General features: G+C 41.2%; 21 protein-coding genes and 1 pseudogene. 5 read left to right on the forward strand and 17 right to left on the reverse strand.

The features are described from left to right. Positions 1–24: 24 nt before the first annotated feature. Together ACZ43M_RS20455 and ACZ43M_RS20460 are read right to left on the reverse strand one after the other, a co-directional pair. Positions 25–471 (reverse strand): annotated as a pseudogene (locus ACZ43M_RS20455) (ComE operon protein 2); the annotation flags it as partial. A 72-nt stretch (positions 472–543) separates the two neighbouring features. Then, positions 544–1,185 carry a helix-hairpin-helix domain-containing protein gene (locus ACZ43M_RS20460; protein WP_464504349.1) on the reverse strand — a complete coding sequence of 214 codons (642 nt, stop codon included), beginning with the start codon at positions 1,183–1,185 and terminating at the stop codon, positions 544–546. Positions 1,186–1,270: 85 nt separating this feature from the next. Here ACZ43M_RS20460 and comER point away from each other — a divergent pair, with 85 nt between their 5' ends. Next, on the forward strand, positions 1,271–2,095 hold the full coding sequence (comER, locus tag ACZ43M_RS20465) for a late competence protein ComER (RefSeq protein WP_464504350.1): 825 nt from the start codon (positions 1,271–1,273) through the stop codon (positions 2,093–2,095). Between the two features lie 67 nt (positions 2,096–2,162). Here the strand turns inward: comER and ACZ43M_RS20470 are convergent, their stop codons facing one another. Genes ACZ43M_RS20470 through ACZ43M_RS20505 form a run of 8 tightly spaced genes read right to left on the reverse strand, consistent with a single transcriptional unit; the run spans position 2,163 to position 7,199 of the window. Next, a complete protein-coding gene (locus ACZ43M_RS20470; protein ID WP_464504351.1) occupies positions 2,163–2,924 on the reverse strand; it encodes a class I SAM-dependent DNA methyltransferase in 762 nt (253 codons plus the stop codon). After that, positions 2,921–3,277, reverse strand: coding sequence for a ribosome silencing factor (gene rsfS / locus ACZ43M_RS20475; RefSeq protein ID WP_464504352.1), 357 nt, complete (start codon positions 3,275–3,277; stop codon positions 2,921–2,923). Before rsfS ends, ACZ43M_RS20470 begins: the two co-directional genes overlap by 4 nt. Next, on the reverse strand, positions 3,278–3,847 hold the full coding sequence (yqeK, locus tag ACZ43M_RS20480) for a bis(5'-nucleosyl)-tetraphosphatase (symmetrical) YqeK (RefSeq protein ID WP_464504353.1): 570 nt from the start codon (positions 3,845–3,847) through the stop codon (positions 3,278–3,280). Further along, a complete protein-coding gene (locus ACZ43M_RS20485; protein WP_464504354.1) occupies positions 3,837–4,406 on the reverse strand; it encodes a nicotinate-nucleotide adenylyltransferase in 570 nt (189 codons plus the stop codon). The genes yqeK and ACZ43M_RS20485 overlap by 11 nt, the downstream gene beginning before the upstream one ends. Positions 4,407–4,422: 16 nt before the next feature. Continuing rightward, positions 4,423–4,716 carry a ribosome assembly RNA-binding protein YhbY gene (gene yhbY, locus ACZ43M_RS20490; RefSeq protein WP_464504355.1) on the reverse strand — a complete coding sequence of 98 codons (294 nt, stop codon included), beginning with the start codon at positions 4,714–4,716 and terminating at the stop codon, positions 4,423–4,425. After that, positions 4,710–5,549, reverse strand: coding sequence for a shikimate dehydrogenase (gene aroE / locus ACZ43M_RS20495; protein WP_464504356.1), 840 nt, complete (start codon positions 5,547–5,549; stop codon positions 4,710–4,712). Before aroE ends, yhbY begins: the two co-directional genes overlap by 7 nt. 25 nt (positions 5,550–5,574) lie before the next feature. Next, a complete protein-coding gene (yqeH, locus tag ACZ43M_RS20500) occupies positions 5,575–6,681 on the reverse strand; it encodes a ribosome biogenesis GTPase YqeH (protein WP_464504357.1) in 1,107 nt (368 codons plus the stop codon). Between the two features lie 2 nt (positions 6,682–6,683). Continuing rightward, a complete protein-coding gene (locus ACZ43M_RS20505) occupies positions 6,684–7,199 on the reverse strand; it encodes a YqeG family HAD IIIA-type phosphatase (RefSeq protein WP_464504358.1) in 516 nt (171 codons plus the stop codon). Positions 7,200–7,662: 463 nt separating this feature from the next. Between ACZ43M_RS20505 and sda the strand changes: the two genes are divergently transcribed. After that, positions 7,663–7,803 (forward strand): sporulation histidine kinase inhibitor Sda, encoded by a 141-nt coding sequence (gene sda, locus ACZ43M_RS20510; protein WP_464504359.1) that lies wholly within the window; start codon positions 7,663–7,665, stop codon positions 7,801–7,803. A gap of 57 nt (positions 7,804–7,860) precedes the next feature. Here the strand turns inward: sda and ACZ43M_RS20515 are convergent, their stop codons facing one another. Continuing rightward, positions 7,861–8,652, reverse strand: coding sequence for a phosphatidylserine decarboxylase (locus tag ACZ43M_RS20515; protein WP_464504360.1), 792 nt, complete (start codon positions 8,650–8,652; stop codon positions 7,861–7,863). Positions 8,653–8,781: 129 nt separating this feature from the next. Here ACZ43M_RS20515 and pssA point away from each other — a divergent pair, with 129 nt between their 5' ends. Further along, entirely contained in the window at positions 8,782–9,321 is a 540-nt protein-coding gene (gene pssA / locus ACZ43M_RS20520) for a CDP-diacylglycerol--serine O-phosphatidyltransferase (protein ID WP_464504361.1), read from the forward strand. A 162-nt stretch (positions 9,322–9,483) separates the two neighbouring features. Then, the gene (gene sigK, locus ACZ43M_RS20525) at positions 9,484–10,200 is read left to right on the forward strand and encodes an RNA polymerase sporulation sigma factor SigK (protein ID WP_464504362.1); all 717 of its coding nucleotides are present in this window, start codon (positions 9,484–9,486) and stop codon (positions 10,198–10,200) included. A gap of 20 nt (positions 10,201–10,220) precedes the next feature. Here the strand turns inward: sigK and ACZ43M_RS20530 are convergent, their stop codons facing one another. Beyond that, positions 10,221–11,198: a F510_1955 family glycosylhydrolase gene (locus ACZ43M_RS20530; RefSeq protein ID WP_464504363.1), complete on the reverse strand. Its 978-nt coding sequence runs from the start codon at positions 11,196–11,198 to the stop codon at positions 10,221–10,223. A 198-nt stretch (positions 11,199–11,396) separates the two neighbouring features. On the opposite strand from ACZ43M_RS20530, the gene ACZ43M_RS20535 reads away from it, so the two are divergent. Further along, positions 11,397–13,196 carry a M3 family oligoendopeptidase gene (locus ACZ43M_RS20535; protein ID WP_464504364.1) on the forward strand — a complete coding sequence of 600 codons (1,800 nt, stop codon included), beginning with the start codon at positions 11,397–11,399 and terminating at the stop codon, positions 13,194–13,196. Positions 13,197–13,697: 501 nt separating this feature from the next. Here ACZ43M_RS20535 and ACZ43M_RS20540 read toward each other — a convergent pair. From ACZ43M_RS20540 to ACZ43M_RS20560, 5 genes are all read right to left on the reverse strand, one after another. Then, positions 13,698–13,838: a YrzI family small protein gene (locus ACZ43M_RS20540; RefSeq protein ID WP_464504365.1), complete on the reverse strand. Its 141-nt coding sequence runs from the start codon at positions 13,836–13,838 to the stop codon at positions 13,698–13,700. A gap of 39 nt (positions 13,839–13,877) precedes the next feature. Then, a complete protein-coding gene (locus tag ACZ43M_RS20545) occupies positions 13,878–14,018 on the reverse strand; it encodes a YrzI family small protein (RefSeq protein WP_464504366.1) in 141 nt (46 codons plus the stop codon). Positions 14,019–14,047: 29 nt separating this feature from the next. Further along, entirely contained in the window at positions 14,048–14,188 is a 141-nt protein-coding gene (locus ACZ43M_RS20550) for a YrzI family small protein (RefSeq protein WP_464504367.1), read from the reverse strand. Positions 14,189–14,684: 496 nt separating this feature from the next. Then, entirely contained in the window at positions 14,685–15,818 is a 1,134-nt protein-coding gene (locus ACZ43M_RS20555) for a bifunctional cystathionine gamma-lyase/homocysteine desulfhydrase (RefSeq protein WP_464504368.1), read from the reverse strand. A gap of 2 nt (positions 15,819–15,820) precedes the next feature. Then, positions 15,821–16,744 (reverse strand): PLP-dependent cysteine synthase family protein, encoded by a 924-nt coding sequence (locus tag ACZ43M_RS20560; protein WP_464504369.1) that lies wholly within the window; start codon positions 16,742–16,744, stop codon positions 15,821–15,823. Between the last annotated feature and the right edge of the window lie 8 nt (positions 16,745–16,752).

Consider the following 16,752-nt stretch of genomic DNA (forward strand, 5'->3'; position numbering starts at 1 on the left):
GCGCCGCTTTTAGTGGTTAATTTTTCGAAAATCAATTACGGGTTGGGTCAATTCAACTTTTTCTACCTTAACATTTGCTTGTTGAAACAATTCGAGGGCATAGGGATGATTTTTATAATCCTCAGCATAATAAACAGTCTTGATTCCGGCTTGAATAAGCGCCTTACAGCATTGCAGGCACGGAAAATGGGTAACGTAAATTTCCGACCCGTCGGTTGGAACACCAAATTTGGCACATTGCAAAAGGGCATTCATTTCAGCATGAATGGTTCGCACACAATGATGGTCAATCACATAGCAGCCTTTATCAATACAATGGTCCCCTCCGGCAATAGAACCATTATAACCTCCCGCAATAATTCGTTTATCCCTTACGATAGTAGCACCGACTGTAAGGCGCGTACAAGTACTTCTCAGTGCAAGCAAATGGCTCTGGGCCATAAAATATTGATCCCAAGAAATTCGATTCATATCGTTCAGCTCTCCCTTGCAGGTTCTTTCTGTTTAGTTTAATGTGGCATGTCCATCTGGTCAATGATGAAATTATTTTACCGAAACCAGATCTTTTAACTTTTCGAAAGTTTTATCACCAATGCCGCTCACATTCTTTAAATCTTCTACCGCATTAAACGGACCACTTGTTGAACGATATTCGATAATCGCAGCAGCCTTTGCTGGACCTATTCCCGGCAGGTTTTGCAACTCTGTCTCATCCGCTTTGTTAAGGTTTATTTTTCCTTGATTTTGACTCACTCCACCAGACGAAATAGGCTGGCTTTCGTTTGTACCTGACAACGGCGCTCCTTTTTCCCCCACCGCCGGGATGTAAATCACCATCGCATCCTCTACATGCTGTGCAAAATTTACTCCAGTTTGGTCAGCAAGTTCTGTTAAGCCACCGGCCCTGCTGATTAGGTCAATAATGCGTTCCCCCTCATTGGCCTGATAAACCCCCGGCATTTTGACTTGCCCTTTAATATCAACCATCATCCTTTCCTCTTTTTGGGTGGTTGCTGGTTCTTCATTCGTTATTTCTTTTTCCTCGGTCCTTTGCAGCTGCTGTTCAATGACAGGCTGTCTAGCCGAGGGATTAAAAGACTCCTGACTGTAAAAATAATAACCGCCAATTGCCGCTAACACAGCGGCGACAACATAAAACTTGTGTTCCAAAATCCAGTCTTTCAAAGTGCTCATCCTTTCAAATGGTATATTTTACTTACGGGATTCATATTGTTATAAAAGAAACCGGGATGTGAGGGAGGGTAGAATCATGAAGATAGGTATCATCGGTACCGGTAATATGGGAAGAATTTTGGTGGAAGCATTCATTGAAGGTAAGGCTGTTTCTCCATCATGTATGATGATTACAAATCGAACAATTGGAAAAGCGATGGTGTTAAAAGATAAATATAACGAAATCAGGGTTGGGGCAAATGCAGTGGAAGTTGCGGCTCAATCCGATTTACTATTTGTGTGCGTAAAACCGCTTGACGTGTTTAAGATTATTGACCAAATTAATCCATACTTAACACAAAACAAATGTCTTGTTTCGATCACCAGTCCTATCAGTACGAATCAAATCGAGAGTAAAATTTCCTGCTCCGTAGCCCGGGTCATTCCAAGCATTACAAACCGTGCGTTAGCCGGGGTATCATTAATTACCTATGGAGGAAAATGCTCGGACAATTGGCGTACAGAACTCGAAAGGTTAATGTCCAAGATGTCAGTGCCAGTTCACATAGAAGAAAATATTACGAGGGTTGCTTCCGATATAGTTAGCTGCGGACCTGCCTTTTTTAGCTACCTCCTGCAGGCGTTTATTAAAGCCGCTGTCAAGGAAACAGAAATTGATGAAAAATCTGCTACTATTCTGGCCAGCGAAATGATTGTTGGCTTAGGTGACTTATTAAAGCAAGGTCATTACACCCTTCCGTCGTTACAGGAAAAAGTATGTGTAAAAGGCGGCATTACCGGTGAAGGAATAAAAGTATTTGAAAACGAGCTTGGGGAATTATTTGAACATGTGTTTCAGGCAACTCATGCCAAGTTCAAAGAAGATTTGGACGAAATTGATATGCAACTCTCAAAACATTAATTCGCTATTTTTCAACAAAATCCTCCTAAAAATAGAAAAAGACCATCTTTTTTTCAAAAGATGGTCTTTATTTTTTTTTAGCGATAAAAAAGATACGTTCCGAATGGTTTTGCGGCGGGCAATGTTCGAAATCTCCACAGACTTCTAAAAGTTCAAAGCCTGATTCTTTCAGCCAATCGGAATAATGCCCAATCGGAAATGTCCGTTGAAGATGCAATTCATCATAGCGGTCATACTTACCACTTTGCTCATCCAAAACAAAGAAAGTTAACTCATGTTCTACACTGCCCGCTTCCTCGCCGGGGAAGCTGTTCCATATATATGCAATATCGTCCTCATTTAAGGAGAATGTCTGATTGATAAAGACCTGAGTTATTTTGTAGATGGAATGAACATCAAAGATTAACAGTCCACCATGCTTTAAATGTTGAAAGGCTTGACGGAATGTATCCTGGACCTCCTGTTCGGTCTCCAGATAATTGAGTGAGTCACAAAAAATACCGATGACATCAAATGGCTCCGGTGCTTGGAACTGGGCCATATCCTGCTCAAAAAACGGGATCTTAACACCAAAGTCCTCCGCCTTCGCTTGGGCAACTGCAAGCATATCTCCAGACAAATCAATACCCGTCACCCGAAAACCTTCTTTGGCAAAGCGGGTGGAAAGTTCTCCTGTTCCACACGCCAAATCCAAAAGATGAAGGGCCCCTTCAGAACTGTTAATTGGATATTTTTCCAACGTTTCTTTAACAAATTGAACCCATTGCTCATAGGGGGCATCCTTCATTAATTCATCGTAAAGATAGGCGACATGCTCGTAGCTGCTCATGAATTAAGCCCGCTAAAAACATCTTCCCGAGGTGCATCACCCCATAGGCGCTCTAAATTGTAATAACTCCGTTCTTCACGATGGAACACATGAACAACAACATCCCCGAGATCGATCAATACCCATCTCGCCTCATCAAACCCTTCCATTCGTTTAACATCGAAGCCATTCTCTTGCGCTTTTTCACGGACTTCTCGAGCAATTGCCTGAACCTGCTTATCCGAGTTCCCGTGACAAATGACAAAATAATCGGCGATTAAAGAAATTCCCTTCATGTTAAGCGCCAAGATGTCTTCTGCTCGTTTATCGTCTGCCGCTTTGACGGCCATTTTTAATAAGTTTTGATTATCCATTTAATCAATCCTTCCATTTCGGATTAAGTCATTATACGTATGGAACGTCTCTGGATAGACTGTTTGATTTTTTTTTATTAAAAACAAAATCGTATTTTGTACCGATTTAATCAAAGCCCGGTCCAAACTTCCCTTAGCCATTTCCCTTACTTCTTCAACCCCGGGAAAATGACGTCCTGGTTCAATATAGTCGGCAAGGTAGATGATCTTCTCGAGGAGCGACATTCCCGTCCTACCGGAAGTATGGTACCTGATGGCTGTAAGTATTTCAGGGTCGGTAATTCCCGCTTCGGTCTCTGCTAAATAGGCACCTGCTGGCGCATGCCAAAGCTCGGCATTGTAATCAAGCAGGTCAGCTGGAAACCCTTGACTCAGAATAATTTCCCTCATTTCCTCTTTAGGGCGAAATTTTGCATAATCGTGAAAAATCGCTGCTAATTCTGCCTTCTTTACATCTGCTCCATATTGCTTGGCTAACATAATTGCTGTTTCCATAACCCCTAAGGTATGCTGGTAGCGATGCTCAGTCAATTGCGGTTTTACAAGCTGTAATGCTGTTTCACGTTCCATATAATTGCTTCTCCTCAATATACTCTATAACGGAATCCGGTAACAGATACCGCACTGTCTTCCCCGTTTTAAGCCTGTCTCGAATCATGCTTGATGATACGTCGAAGGCGGGCACATCAACATATTGAATGGGGAAGTCACTTTGATGACTATAGTTTGGACGTTCTACCCCTACAAATTGAACCAACTTAATCAGCTCGTCAATTTTATGCCATTTCGGTAAATATTCAATCATGTCAGCCCCGATAATAAAGAAAAATTGATGCTCAGAATATTTCTCATTTATCATTTTCATGGTATCAAAGGTATAGGAAGGACCTTCCCGTTGCAATTCAATCGGCTGAATTTTAAAGGCCGAATTATCTTGGGTTGCTAATTTCAGCATGTTTAGCCGGTCTTCATTTTTCACAAGTCCCGATTTCTGTTTATGCGGCGGCTCCCGGTTCGGCATCAACCAAATCTCATCAAGTTCAAGGGCGGCACACACCTCATTGGCAATCAATAGATGGCCGTTATGCGGCGGGTCAAAGGTTCCCCCTAGAATACCAATTTTTTTCATCTCAACTTCGTACCTCCTATCTTGGAAGAACGATTTGCTTATTCTCCACTGATTCCTTGTACAGAACGATGGTATTACCGATAATTTGGACGACCTCTGCGCCTGCACCTTCTGAAAGCTGTTGTGCGACGACGGTTTTATCCTCTTCGCAGTTTTGCAGAACACTTACCTTAAATAATTCTCTTGCTTCAAGCGCTTCTGCAATTTGTTTAATCATATTCTCGTTAACCCCGCCTTTTCCTACTTGAAAAATTGGGTCCAAATGATGGGCCTTTGCCCGTAAAAATCTTTTTTGCTTACCTGTTAACATTCTTTTCCTCCTAATTTTTGAAGAACAATTTCTCTCATTCTGGTTACATCCGGGAAGATCCCTGTCCATTTTTCAAATGCCAGTGCCCCTTGATAAACAAACATGTCAATTCCGTTTTGAATTTTAGCTCCGTTTTGTCTCGCATTCTGTAGGAGCAGTGTTTCCAATGGATTGTAGATAATATCACATACCATGGCTTGTGGATTGATATTTTTTAAATCCAATGGCTGCTCTTCGACTTTTGGTGCCATACCAATCATCGTTGTTTGCACAATTAGATCATACTTATCTATATGTTTACCTGCTTCATCCAAAGAATGAGCAGTCGAGACGATGGAATAAGGGCACTCTCCGATTAATTTGATTGCTCTATCAACAGTTCGATTGGCTATATCAATGACAGCCGGTTTTTCTTTTGCCAGTGTAAAATAAATTGCCTTGGCCGCACCACCAGCCCCGAGTACCAGAACCTTTTTTCCATTAATAACAGGATAAAGGGCATTTAACCCTTTTAAGAACCCGGGGCCATCTGTATTATAACCGACAAGCCTTCCGCCTTCGTTAACCACAGTATTGACAGCGCCGATATTATGAGCCAGCTCGTCAACATCATCCAGATATTGAATAATTTCACTTTTATGCGGAACTGTTACATTAAATCCCCCAGCGCCAATTGCCCTAAAGCCATTAACGGCATCCTTTAAATTTTCCGATTTCACCTGAAAAGGGAGATATTCCGCTTCAATACCATAAAACGAAAATAAATCATTGTGCATAACGGGAGACATCGAATGCCCAATTGGATCCCCGATTACAGCATATAGCTTTTTCACTTGTTTCTCCCACCCGTTTTAAAAATTATATTAACGACTTCCGAATCATTGCTTGAACACCCTTTGGAACATAAGCAGCAACCTTTGCTCCCGGATCATTAACTGTTACCCAACCAAGTCCGGAAAAAACAATATCGGTCTTGGCCTCTTTAATCACAAATTCATGCTTTACCAGTTCAGGGAAAGTATCCAAGTCTGTTTTCCGCGGCGGCGTCAGCAGTTCTCCAACATGATTTTTATATAACTCTGCCGCATTTTCGGTTTTTGTGCGGTGAATATTGATTTCATTAGAAAGGTAACAGACAAATGACCTTCTGCCGCCGCTAATATAATCGAATCTCGCCAGCCCCCCAAAATACAAGGTTTGTCCTTCATTTAACTGAAACACCTTTGCCTTGATTTCCTTTTTAGGTGTAATTACCTTTAAATCCTTCTTATCAATAAAATGGGCCATTTGATGGTGGTTGATGATTCCCGGAGTATCCATCAGCGCTGTCCCGTCATCAAGCGGAATTTCGATAATATCCAAGGTCGTGCCCGGAAAATGGGAGGTTGTGATTACATCTCCTTCACCACTTACCTGTTTAATGATGGTGTTAATAAAGGTGGATTTCCCCACATTGGTACAACCGACAACAAAGACATCCTTGCCATTGCGGTGCTCCTCAATGGCGGCCATCGTTTCTTCAATATTCCATCCTCTTCCGGCACTGACGAGGAATACCTCTTCGGGTCTTAATCCCAATTCCTTCGCTTGCTGGGTCATCCAATTAATTAGTTTTTTCTGTTTAACTGATTTAGGCAGCAAATCTGCTTTGTTGCCCACAAGAAGGACTTTGTTTTTTCCGACAAAGCGATGCAATCCCGGCAGCCAGCTGCCGTTAAAGTCAAATATATCGACAATCATGACAATCAAGGCATCCCTATCGCCAAGTCCATTCAAAATTTTTAAAAAGTCATCATCTGTCAGACTAACATCCTGAACCTCATTATAATGCTTTAAGCGGAAGCATCGCTGGCAAATGATTGATTCTTTTTCAAGGGCAGAGGCAGGCGCATAGCCGAGTTCAGCCGGGTTTTCGGTCTGAACTTTCACACCGCAGCCTATACAAATAGGTTGTTGCTCATTCATGTCTAATCCTCCCATGAAAGCATCCCCCTTTTCCGGAACCAATTCATGATTCTCCGTTCCGCAAAGCGGTTAAATTTTGTTGCGATTCCGTCTGTTTGAGCAACAGGGACCACAAGGATTGTATGAAATCCGCTGCGATTGCCGCCAAGGACATCCGTTAATAATTGGTCACCAATCACTACGGCTTCTTCCTTTTTTATACCCATTTCCGATAAAGCACGATGAAATGCCTTCGTCAACGGCTTTCTAGCCCGAAAAACAAAGGGTATTTCAAGCGGATCGGCAAAGGCCTTCACCCTTGCTTCATTATTATTGGAAACAATCGTCACTAAAATATTGTTCCTCTTTACCTCTTCAAACCACTTTATTAAGGCCGGAGTGGCGCTCGGTCGATCCCATTCAACTAATGTGTTATCTAAATCCGTGATAATACCTTTAATCCCTTTTGCTTTTAATTTTTCTGGCCTAATATCAAGAACACTTTTCACATGTTCATTCGGCAAAAATTGTTTTAACACTACATGACACCCCAAAACTATTTCAAGAATTAATGACGGTTCTTTACTTGTACCATCATAACGAATTTTACCATTTGTTTCAAAGAATAAAAGTCTTCAGTTTATTGTTCTTCATTTACTGACAATACATGATAGGTATTTTAAAAACATCATGAAAAATATAGCGACATTTTCTGAATTATGGCGATTTTTAAAACGAATAAAAAAATTTTTCGACAAACATCGCCTTTTTCAACATCTGTGGATAAAGTTATTAACATTATACCCATTGAATTATCCAGTTTTTAGTGTTTTATAAACAAAATAATCACAGGTTATCCACTGGAAGCTGTGGATAGTTAGAACGATTGTTCTCCAGTAATAAATTTGGTAGATTTAGGGTACACCAACTTGACCAACCATTATATGAGTCCAATTCATGCAATAGAACACTTTAATTTATTTCATTGGAGGTGTCTTCTACATGAGGAAATTGTCAGATGACTTACTGATTGAATCCTACTTTAAAGCAAGAGAACTAAACCTGAGCCCGGATTTTATCACTCTTATTGAGTCCGAGATTCACCGTCGTTCCCTTTATAATAAAATAAAGAAGACTTCTTAATCACGCTTGCCCGCACAGGGCTTTTTTTTGAAAAGACGGCGGTGCCATTGTGCACCGCTACTTATTTTTAATATTAAAGGTCCCTAGCTTTTCGCCCACCTTCATTTCCTGTGGTGTATTAAGGTTTGGATTCAGTTGGAATGTATTCTTCTCGAACAATAAAACAACCGTTGATCCAAATGTAAAATAAGCGATTTCCCCGCCTTTTTCTAATTCTGCCCCTTCATGGACCGTTTCGATTGAATTAACAAACATTGCCCCTACCTTGACAATCGCCACATGCCCAAATTCAGTCTTGACCTCGGTAATTACCCGATAGTTTTTGGCAAGCGTCCGTACACCATACTTTAATCCCCACTTGTTAACAGGATACGATTTGGAACCAAGTGTCCACTGCTTGGTTATCGTTCCATTGACCGGACTGTGAATACGATGGTAATGGCTGGGACTTAAATACAAAATGATATATGTACCATTCAAATATTTTGGCAATACCTTAGGGTCACTCAGCATTTCTTCAATAGAATAGGTCTTTCCTTTAACAATAATTTCGCTGTTTTCCCTAATCGGTCCTACATCCTCTAGTACCGCATCAACAGGACTTACAATTGAATCATGGCTTTGATCAATCAGCCTTGCCCCCTTTTTAAGATTCCTGACAAACAATTCATGAAGAGTAGGAAATTCGTGGAGCCCTTTTTCCATTTCATCTTGATTAAGCCGGTATGTTTTCGCAAACGAAGGTACTACGAAACGGCTGAGACGAGATCTGGCAAAACTTTTTAAAATAACTGATGTCCATCGGCCATTCGTCAATTCAATTAATAACCGATAAGCTGGCTGCAACATAGGATTACCCCCAAATAGTGTAAAAATACTCTTTACGAACAGACATAAAACCCGTAAAATTAAATACTATAGAGTAAATAGTACTGAACGGATTTCTCTTCAATCCAAAGAAAGGAGTGATAAGGAGAAATGTTTTTATTAGATGTGATTGACCAGACAATAAAGAAACTCAAGTCGCAGACTGCCAATGTGATGACCCTGATTAATTTATCGTTAGGCGGTTTTGCTATCGTCTTTGGTCTCCACGGGAATTTAAGATTGAGCCTTCTGCTCATTTTTATTGCTGCTTTGGCGGACCGGTTTGACGGCATGATTGCCCGAAAGTTCAATATTGAATCTGAACTCGGAAAGCAGCTGGATTCCATGAGTGATATTATATCATTTGGAGTCGCACCTGCACTATTGTTGTACCAAGGAATTTTATATGAATTTGGGGGCCCCGGTTCCTTTTTCACCGTTTTTTATATTGGCTGCGGAGCCTTCAGACTAGCCCGGTTTAATATAACAGAAAACAATAGGTACTTTACCGGATTGCCGATTACGGCGGCAGGGTGCTTGGCAACCTTAAGCTTTTTGGCCATCCCCTATCTCCCGGCGCAAACGTTCTTATTTATTATTATCATTCTTTCATTCTTAATGGTTAGTACCTTCAGATTAAGAAAAGTATAAAGAAATATTGTAATGACCTACTATAGCCCGATTTGAGTAGGTCATTTCTTATTATAATAGCACTAAATATAATTTAAAAAATCTGGACAGACACAATTTCCCGTTTTCTTCATAGGAATTAATAATAGGCTAAAGTCCAATTTAGATACGGGGTGGATGTGAATGTCTGGAATCTTAACTGCTCTTGGCTATTTAATAAAGGAATTTTTATTTCTTGTATCATATGTAAAAAATAATGCCTTCCCTCAACCCCTATCCGCTGCAGATGAGCGAAAATATTTAAGATTAATGGCCGAAGGGGACGCCCATGCACGCAATATGCTGATTGAACACAATTTAAGATTGGTCGCCCATATTGTAAAAAAATTTGAAAATACTGGCGAAGATTCAGAGGATTTAATTTCGATAGGAACCATCGGTTTAATAAAGGCCATCGAAAGCTATTCTGAAGGAAAAGGAACAAAGCTCGCCACATATGCCGCACGATGCATTGAAAATGAGATCCTCATGCATCTAAGGGCACTTAAAAAGACAAAAAAGGATGTCTCGCTGCATGATCCGATTGGCCAGGATAAAGAGGGAAATGAAATCTCATTGATTGATGTATTAAAGTCGGAATCGGAGGACGTTATTGATACGATTCAGATGAACATGGAGCTTGAAAAAATCAAAAAGTACATTGAAGTCCTCGACAGCCGGGAAAAAGAAGTCATTATCGGCCGGTTTGGTCTTGATTTGCAAAAGGAAAAAACGCAGCGGGAAATTGCCAAGGAGCTTGGCATTTCAAGAAGCTATGTGTCTCGAATCGAGAAGCGGGCCCTGATGAAAATGTTTCATGAATTTTATCGGGCGGAGAAGGAACGAAAGAAGAAATCATAATAAAAAGAGTCGGAGCAGCATTACTTCGACTCTTTTTCGCCTTCTTTTAAAATATTCACCCAAGACTTGCCTCCATCCAAAGATTGGTAAAGGTCATTTTTATAGGTAGAAAAAGCCATTTGGTCTGGTTTTTTAGGGTTCACCGCTAAATAGGTAATTGGATTGTCATAATCCAGGAATGGGATAGATAGAGTGGCTTGCTCACCGGAAGCCGGTTTTTTCGTCTTCAGCCATATTTTTTCATCCTCAACGCTGGAAAACAGAATGTTATCCTCAGAAAAGGTAAGCGCAGTTACCATTGTTGGATCAGTTATCAATTTCATATTGTTCCCGTTATCGGTTGAATAGTAAATCCCGGATCGCGTTGCCATAGCAATTGATTCTCCATTTGCCGGATGGACGCTGATTATTCCCAGCGAGTCGGCATTAAAGCCATTGAACTCACTTTTTTTCCACGTTTTCCCGTTATCCTCGGAATAGTTGACACCCGGATTTAGACCATTTTTCTGTTGATCGCTAATAACATAAAGTGTACTGCCAGAATACCCTGCCGCCATAAATACAAAATTGCCTTTGCCGTAGAAGGCAAGCTTTTCAAGCGACTTGCCTTTATCACTACTCTTGATAAGACCAAGCGGATCTTTAAGGCCTGTCCCTTTTTGTGGATGTCCACTGGAAATAAATCCTGTTTCCACTGCCTGAAAGCCCATATATTTATGCTTATTTGTTGTGGTTTCAAACCAATTCCCGTCTTTAAACATTTTTAACCCGGCATTAGATGCAACATAAAGCGCATTATCATTTCCGGGATAGCCAAGCCCAAAAACACGGGTGATGTTTATTGAATTGGCAGTAATAACCTCAAACTTTTTCGCTTCTGTTGATTTTTCCTCCTGCTTTGGTTCTGGCTGATCTGTGTCATTCTGCTTGCTGGTACAGCCTGATACGGCAAGCAATACTATAATAAAAATAGGCAGAATTAGCTTATTTATTTTCATAGGTCCCCTCCTGGAAATCTTGGCAATCTATTAAGTACCATTTCGGACTTCTCTTATCCATCCACTTATACCCCAGTTTTTATCAGCTTGTCAAATAATCGTAACTCTCCTGATACTAGCCAAAGATTCAAAGTTATAGAAATTTTACAACAATAATTTTATAATAGGAAAGTACATATCAAAAAGGGGGTACATATAATGGCAGCCACAACCTATAAAGATGTGTGGAACCTAGAGGTATTTTTTAAAGGCGGAAGCGATTCCCGTGAATTACAAGAGCAATTAGCTCGTACAGCGGATCTAATCGAAAATTTTCAGGCAAAAGTAAACAACTGGACTCCGGCCAATTCCCCTGAGGACGGTAAATATTTGCTAGAGTTGCTTGAGGACTTTGAAAGAACAGGAAAAAAGCTTCGCCAAGCTGGAGCGTTTGTTGGATGCCTGCAGGCACAAAATACGAACGACCAAAAAGCCTATAACCTTGATGCCCAAGTAACAGGTTTAAGTGCCGCTTTCCAGACCGCACTGGGTTCATTTGACAACCTGCTGGCCCAAATTGCTGATTCCGCATGGGAACAGCTATTGGCAAACGAGCAGTTAAAAGCACTCTCCTTCGTCTTAAGCGAGCGCCGCACCCGGGCAAAGGAAAAGCTGTCCAAGGAAGAGGAGGCGATGATTAACGCTCTTGGAGTGGACGGCTATCACAGCTGGGGACAATTATATGATTTAATTGTCAGCAAAATAAAAGTTTCCTTTACTGAAAACGGAGACGAAAAACAGCTTTCTGTCGGGCAGGCTTTTAATAAATTTTCAAGTTCTGACCGCAGCTTACGGAGCGCGGTATTTACAGGCTGGGAACAAGCCTGGGGCGAGCAGGCTGACTTGCTTGCGAAAACATTAAACCATCTTTCAGGATTTAGATTGAATGTTTACAAAAAACGCGGTTGGGACGATGTATTAAAGGAACCGCTGGGCATCAACCGCATGAAAAAAGACACACTTGAAACGATGTGGGCCGTGATCTCGGATAACAAGCAAAAGCTCGTTCAATATTTGGAGCGTAAAGCAAAATTATTAGGCTTGGAAAAATTAAGCTGGTTTGACCTGGATGCACCATATGGTAAAGCAGAGTCGAAAGTTTCCTATCAGGAAGGGGCAGAATTTATCGAACAGAACTTTGCCCTATTTGGCGAAAAAATGGCGGCATTTGCAAAAATGGCCTTCAAAGAGCAGTGGATTGAGGCAGAAGACCGCCCTGGAAAAGCACCCGGCGGATTCTGTACTTCTTTCCCGGAAAGCGCTGAGTCGAGAATCTTCATGACCTATTCTGGGACACCATCTAATGTATCTACTCTTGCTCATGAACTTGGACACGGCTTCCATTCGTTTGCGATGAAAGGCGTACCACATCTCAATACAATTTACGCTATGAATGTGGCAGAAACAGCCTCCACCTTTGCCGAAATGATCGTTGCTGACGCCTCCGTCAAAAACGCAAAGGATAAAGAAGAAAGACTGGCACTGCTTGATGATAAAATCCAACGGACAGTTGCGCTGTTGATGAATATTCATGCCCGCTTCCTGTTTGAAACTAGCTTCTACGAAGAAAGAAAACAAGGCCCGGTTTCCGTGGAAAGACTAAATCAATTAATGCTGCAGGCACAAAAAGAAGCATACTGCGAAGCATTGGATGAATACCATCCATTATTCTGGGCTTCCAAGCTCCACTTCTTCATTACTGGAGTGCCATTCTATAACTTCCCTTATACGTTTGGCTACCTATTCTCACTCGGAATTTATGCTCAGGCGTTAGAGGAAGGGAAGGGCTATGAAGAGAAGTACATCGCCTTATTAAGAGATACCGCTTCGATGACTGTGGAAGACCTTGCACAAAAGCATTTACAGGTTGATTTAACACAGGAAGATTTCTGGCAAAAAGCGGTTGATATTTGCCTTGCTGATATCGATGAGTTTTTGGAAATGACAGAAGGAAAATAGGATGGAAATAGAAAAAGCATCGGTCGAATTTATACGACCGATGCTTTTTCTTATGCCTCAGCACTAAGTTCTGCAGAAATAACACAGCCAATCGCCCCAGTGATAATGAACGCCATCGCCACCATAAACATCATGTTTCTCCACCCCTTAGATTATACTGCTACTCTTTGATTTCAATTTATCATATTTTCACGGTATCAATCTGAGGGAAATGTGAACATTGTGTTAACAACGATTTGCTGCTCTAGCAATTAATAAAAACTTATGACTTTATTTTGAATCTTTTTTCTTTGATTTAAAAATCAATGATAACAGTAAAAAATGCAATGGCATTTTGATTACCTCCTATCCAATCTTTCCAACGGCTAAGTGGTATCTTTCATATCCCACAAACTTGCACCTCGTCCTTGAATTAGAAAAATCATTTAAAAAACCACCTTTCTCCTATTAGTTTTAACACGTTCATCCAGTAAACGTGACTATCTGCCAAATGGCGATAATTTACATCATGCGATACATGGAAATTTGACGATCTTTATTTTGTTCGTAAAGTTTATTCACCATTTCTTGTTGCATGGCATCTTGAATGGTCACTTTTCGTTTTGAAATCGTAATAGTTAAAAAGAATATATTTAGGGTCATTTCAATTCACTTCCTTTGGTAAAACCCCATTGATTTGTATTACATAAGACGATGCATGGAAATTTGACGATCCTTGCTTTGTTCGTAGTGCTTTTGCGCCAATTCGTTACGGGACTCATGGTCGAGATTTATTTTGCGTTTCATAATCGTTATGGTAAAAAATAAAATATTTAAAGTCATTTTCAAAACTCCTTTTGGGTTGTTTTTCATTACATTAAATGATGCATGGAAATTTGACGATCTTTACATTGTTGATAAAGCTGTTCCACCATTTCCTCTCTGGCAGCAGTTTCAAGATCAACTTTTCGTTTTTTAATACTAATCGAAAAGAATAATATATTCAGGGTCATACTAAATCACCTCCTAAAATGTCTTTTTTATTTAGCTTTGAGCAACCTCTTTAATCTATGCCGGACATATCCAATTGGCTTGTAAAAAGAGCACAAAAAGGCCGCAAGAAGTCACACCCTTGCGGCCAAAGCTTTATATGCTGTTTTTAGGCATAAAAAAGCCGCAAGGCGTCATTCTCCCTGCGGCATGGATATGTAAGGCAATAAAAAGTTAAACCATCCATTCCAATCCGGTCGAATGAGCAATATTAAAATATTCAGTTTTAGTTGCACCGTTAGCCCAAGCAGCACCATTTGTATATGCGACACCATTGAGTAATAACATCTTCTTCGACCTCCCTTTTGGAATTTTTTACTTGCTACGGTAATTATATCCACTTTATGGTGGTTTGTAAACCATTTTATGAAAATTTTTTTAAAGTTAATGAAAATGCCCTTGTTAACAAAGGAAAAACACCATGTGGAAATTCACATGGTGCCTAACATCCTGAGCCCATTATTCTAGTGCTTGTGTCAAATCTTCGATTAAATCTTGGACATCTTCGAGCCCTACGGAGATGCGGACGAGGCCGTCACCAATGCCAAGTTCCGCTCTTCTTTCGGCAGGAATGGAGGCATGGGTCATTCTGGCAGGGACAGAAATGAGACTTTCTACCGCCCCAAGACTTTCAGCCAGAGTGAAATATTTAATCTTTGCCAGGATTTGATCGGCCATTTCAGCGCTGCCCACATCAAAAGAGACCATGCCGCCAAAGCCTCTCGATTGTTTCTTGGCAATTTCGTGCCCCGCATGTGTTTCAAGTCCCGGATAAAATACTTTTTTCACCATAGGATGTCCTTGCAAAAACTCCACGATTGCCTTTGTGTTATTTTCCGTCTCTTCCATGCGAATGCCCAATGTTTTTATTCCTCTTATTAGCAGCCAAGAATCCTGCGGCCCCAATATTCCGCCTGTGGAATTTTGGACAAAATGCAAGTCCTGTGCAAGCTTGTCATCATTCACCACCACTAATCCGGCGACAACATCGCTATGGCCGCCAATATATTTGGTCGCACTATGGAGAGCGATATCCGCCCCTAGCCCTATTGGATTTTGCCAATACGGGGTCGAAAATGTGTTGTCGACAATCGTCAACAGATTATGTTCCTTTGCTAACCTGGATGCAGCTGCAATATCGGTTATCTTCAACAGCGGGTTGGTAGGAGTTTCAAGGTAGATGGCCCTTGTATTTGGCCTGATTTCACTTTTTATATTATCCAAGTTGCTTGTATCAACAAAGGTAGAATCGATGCCGACACGATTAAGAACCTTGGTCATCACCCGAAAAGTACCGCCGTAAACATCATCTGTCAAAATGACATGGTCACCGCTGTTAAACAGCATAAATACAGCAGTAATGGCTGCCATCCCTGAGCCAAAAGCAAACCCGGCTTTTCCGCCCTCGATTTCTTTAATGAGTTCCTCCAGCGCATGTCTGGTCGGATTGCCTGTACGAGAGTATTCAAAGCCTTTATGTCCGCCGACTCCCTCCTGCTTATACGTGCTGACTTGATAGATGGGAAAAGAAACGGCACCTGTTGCCGGGTCCTCACTAATTCCGCCATGAATTAATTGTGTTTTTCGTCTCAACGCTAAATACCCCCTTCAAAGATCTTTTTACTTAAATATCGCTCACTGCCATCCGGGAAAATGACGACAATGTTAGTTCCCGGATTCGCTTGCTTACCCTCCTGCAGAGCGGCATAAAAGGCAGCCCCGGATGAACTCCCTACGAGCAGCCCTTCCTTTGCTGCCAGCTCTTTCACATAGGCAAAAGCATCAGTATCAGAAACTGTGTGAATTCCATCGAAGTAGTTACTGTCCATAAAATCCGGCAAAAACTCCATCCCGATGCCTTCCGTTTTATGAGGACTGGGGTCACCGCCATTTATAATCGACCCCTCCGGCTCAACTATTACTGTCTTAATATCATGTTTCTTCTCTTTTAGGAATCGGGACGTGCCCATAAACGTGCCTCCTGAACCAGCGCCAGCAACAAAGATATCGATTTCTCCATCCAACTGCTCCCAAAGCTCTGGTCCCAAGGTTTTATAATAAGTAGCGGGATTCGCCGGATTAGCAAATTGCTGCGGACAATAGGAACCGGGAATTTCCTTTAACAGTTCCTGTGCTTTGGCGATTGCCCCCTTGATTCCCAATTCTGTAGGAGTATTAACAATTTGTGCACCTAAAGCTTTCATGATTTCTTGTTTTTCCATGCTGAACTTTTCGGGAACACAGAAAATTACCTTAATACCTTTATTAATGGCAGCAAGTGCCACGCCTATGCCGGTATTTCCTGCAGTCGGCTCAATGACTGTGCCACCCTTCTTTAACTTACCTGTTGTAAAAGCCTCGTTTAACAGCTCCAATCCCAGCCGGTCTTTGACACTGCCGCCAGGGTTCATGAATTCAAGTTTTGCAAATAAGCGAACACCTTTAGGCAAGAGAAACTGTGTGATCTCAACAACTGGTGTATGCCCAATTAATTCATGGACGTTCTGATAAACCTTCATTGCTCCAC

It is taken from the genome of Neobacillus sp. B24, assembly GCF_055381825.1.

What these genes read in the sequence shown, in the direction of transcription:
- yqeK (WP_464504353.1), bottom strand. Translation starts at nt 3,847, where the DNA reads ATGGAACGTGAAACAGCATTACAGCTTGTAAAACCGCAATTGACTGAG.
- pssA (WP_464504361.1), top strand. Translation starts at nt 8,782, where the DNA reads ATGTTTTTATTAGATGTGATTGACCAGACAATAAAGAAACTCAAGTCG.
- ACZ43M_RS20560 (WP_464504369.1), bottom strand. Translation starts at nt 16,744, where the DNA reads ATGAAGGTTTATCAGAACGTCCATGAATTAATTGGGCATACACCAGTT.
- ACZ43M_RS20470 (WP_464504351.1), bottom strand. Translation starts at nt 2,924, where the DNA reads ATGAGCAGCTACGAGCATGTCGCCTATCTTTACGATGAATTAATGAAG.
- ACZ43M_RS20515 (WP_464504360.1), bottom strand. Translation starts at nt 8,652, where the DNA reads ATGTTGCAGCCAGCTTATCGGTTATTAATTGAATTGACGAATGGCCGA.
- ACZ43M_RS20545 (WP_464504366.1), bottom strand. Translation starts at nt 14,018, where the DNA reads ATGACTTTAAATATTTTATTTTTTACCATAACGATTATGAAACGCAAA.
- ACZ43M_RS20535 (WP_464504364.1), top strand. Translation starts at nt 11,397, where the DNA reads ATGGCAGCCACAACCTATAAAGATGTGTGGAACCTAGAGGTATTTTTT.
- sda (WP_464504359.1), top strand. Translation starts at nt 7,663, where the DNA reads ATGAGGAAATTGTCAGATGACTTACTGATTGAATCCTACTTTAAAGCA.
- ACZ43M_RS20530 (WP_464504363.1), bottom strand. Translation starts at nt 11,198, where the DNA reads ATGAAAATAAATAAGCTAATTCTGCCTATTTTTATTATAGTATTGCTT.
- comER (WP_464504350.1), top strand. Translation starts at nt 1,271, where the DNA reads ATGAAGATAGGTATCATCGGTACCGGTAATATGGGAAGAATTTTGGTG.
- ACZ43M_RS20485 (WP_464504354.1), bottom strand. Translation starts at nt 4,406, where the DNA reads ATGAAAAAAATTGGTATTCTAGGGGGAACCTTTGACCCGCCGCATAAC.
- yqeH (WP_464504357.1), bottom strand. Translation starts at nt 6,681, where the DNA reads ATGAATGAGCAACAACCTATTTGTATAGGCTGCGGTGTGAAAGTTCAG.
- rsfS (WP_464504352.1), bottom strand. Translation starts at nt 3,277, where the DNA reads ATGGATAATCAAAACTTATTAAAAATGGCCGTCAAAGCGGCAGACGAT.
- ACZ43M_RS20540 (WP_464504365.1), bottom strand. Translation starts at nt 13,838, where the DNA reads ATGACCCTAAATATATTCTTTTTAACTATTACGATTTCAAAACGAAAA.
- ACZ43M_RS20550 (WP_464504367.1), bottom strand. Translation starts at nt 14,188, where the DNA reads ATGACCCTGAATATATTATTCTTTTCGATTAGTATTAAAAAACGAAAA.
- yhbY (WP_464504355.1), bottom strand. Translation starts at nt 4,716, where the DNA reads ATGTTAACAGGTAAGCAAAAAAGATTTTTACGGGCAAAGGCCCATCAT.
- sigK (WP_464504362.1), top strand. Translation starts at nt 9,484, where the DNA reads ATGTCTGGAATCTTAACTGCTCTTGGCTATTTAATAAAGGAATTTTTA.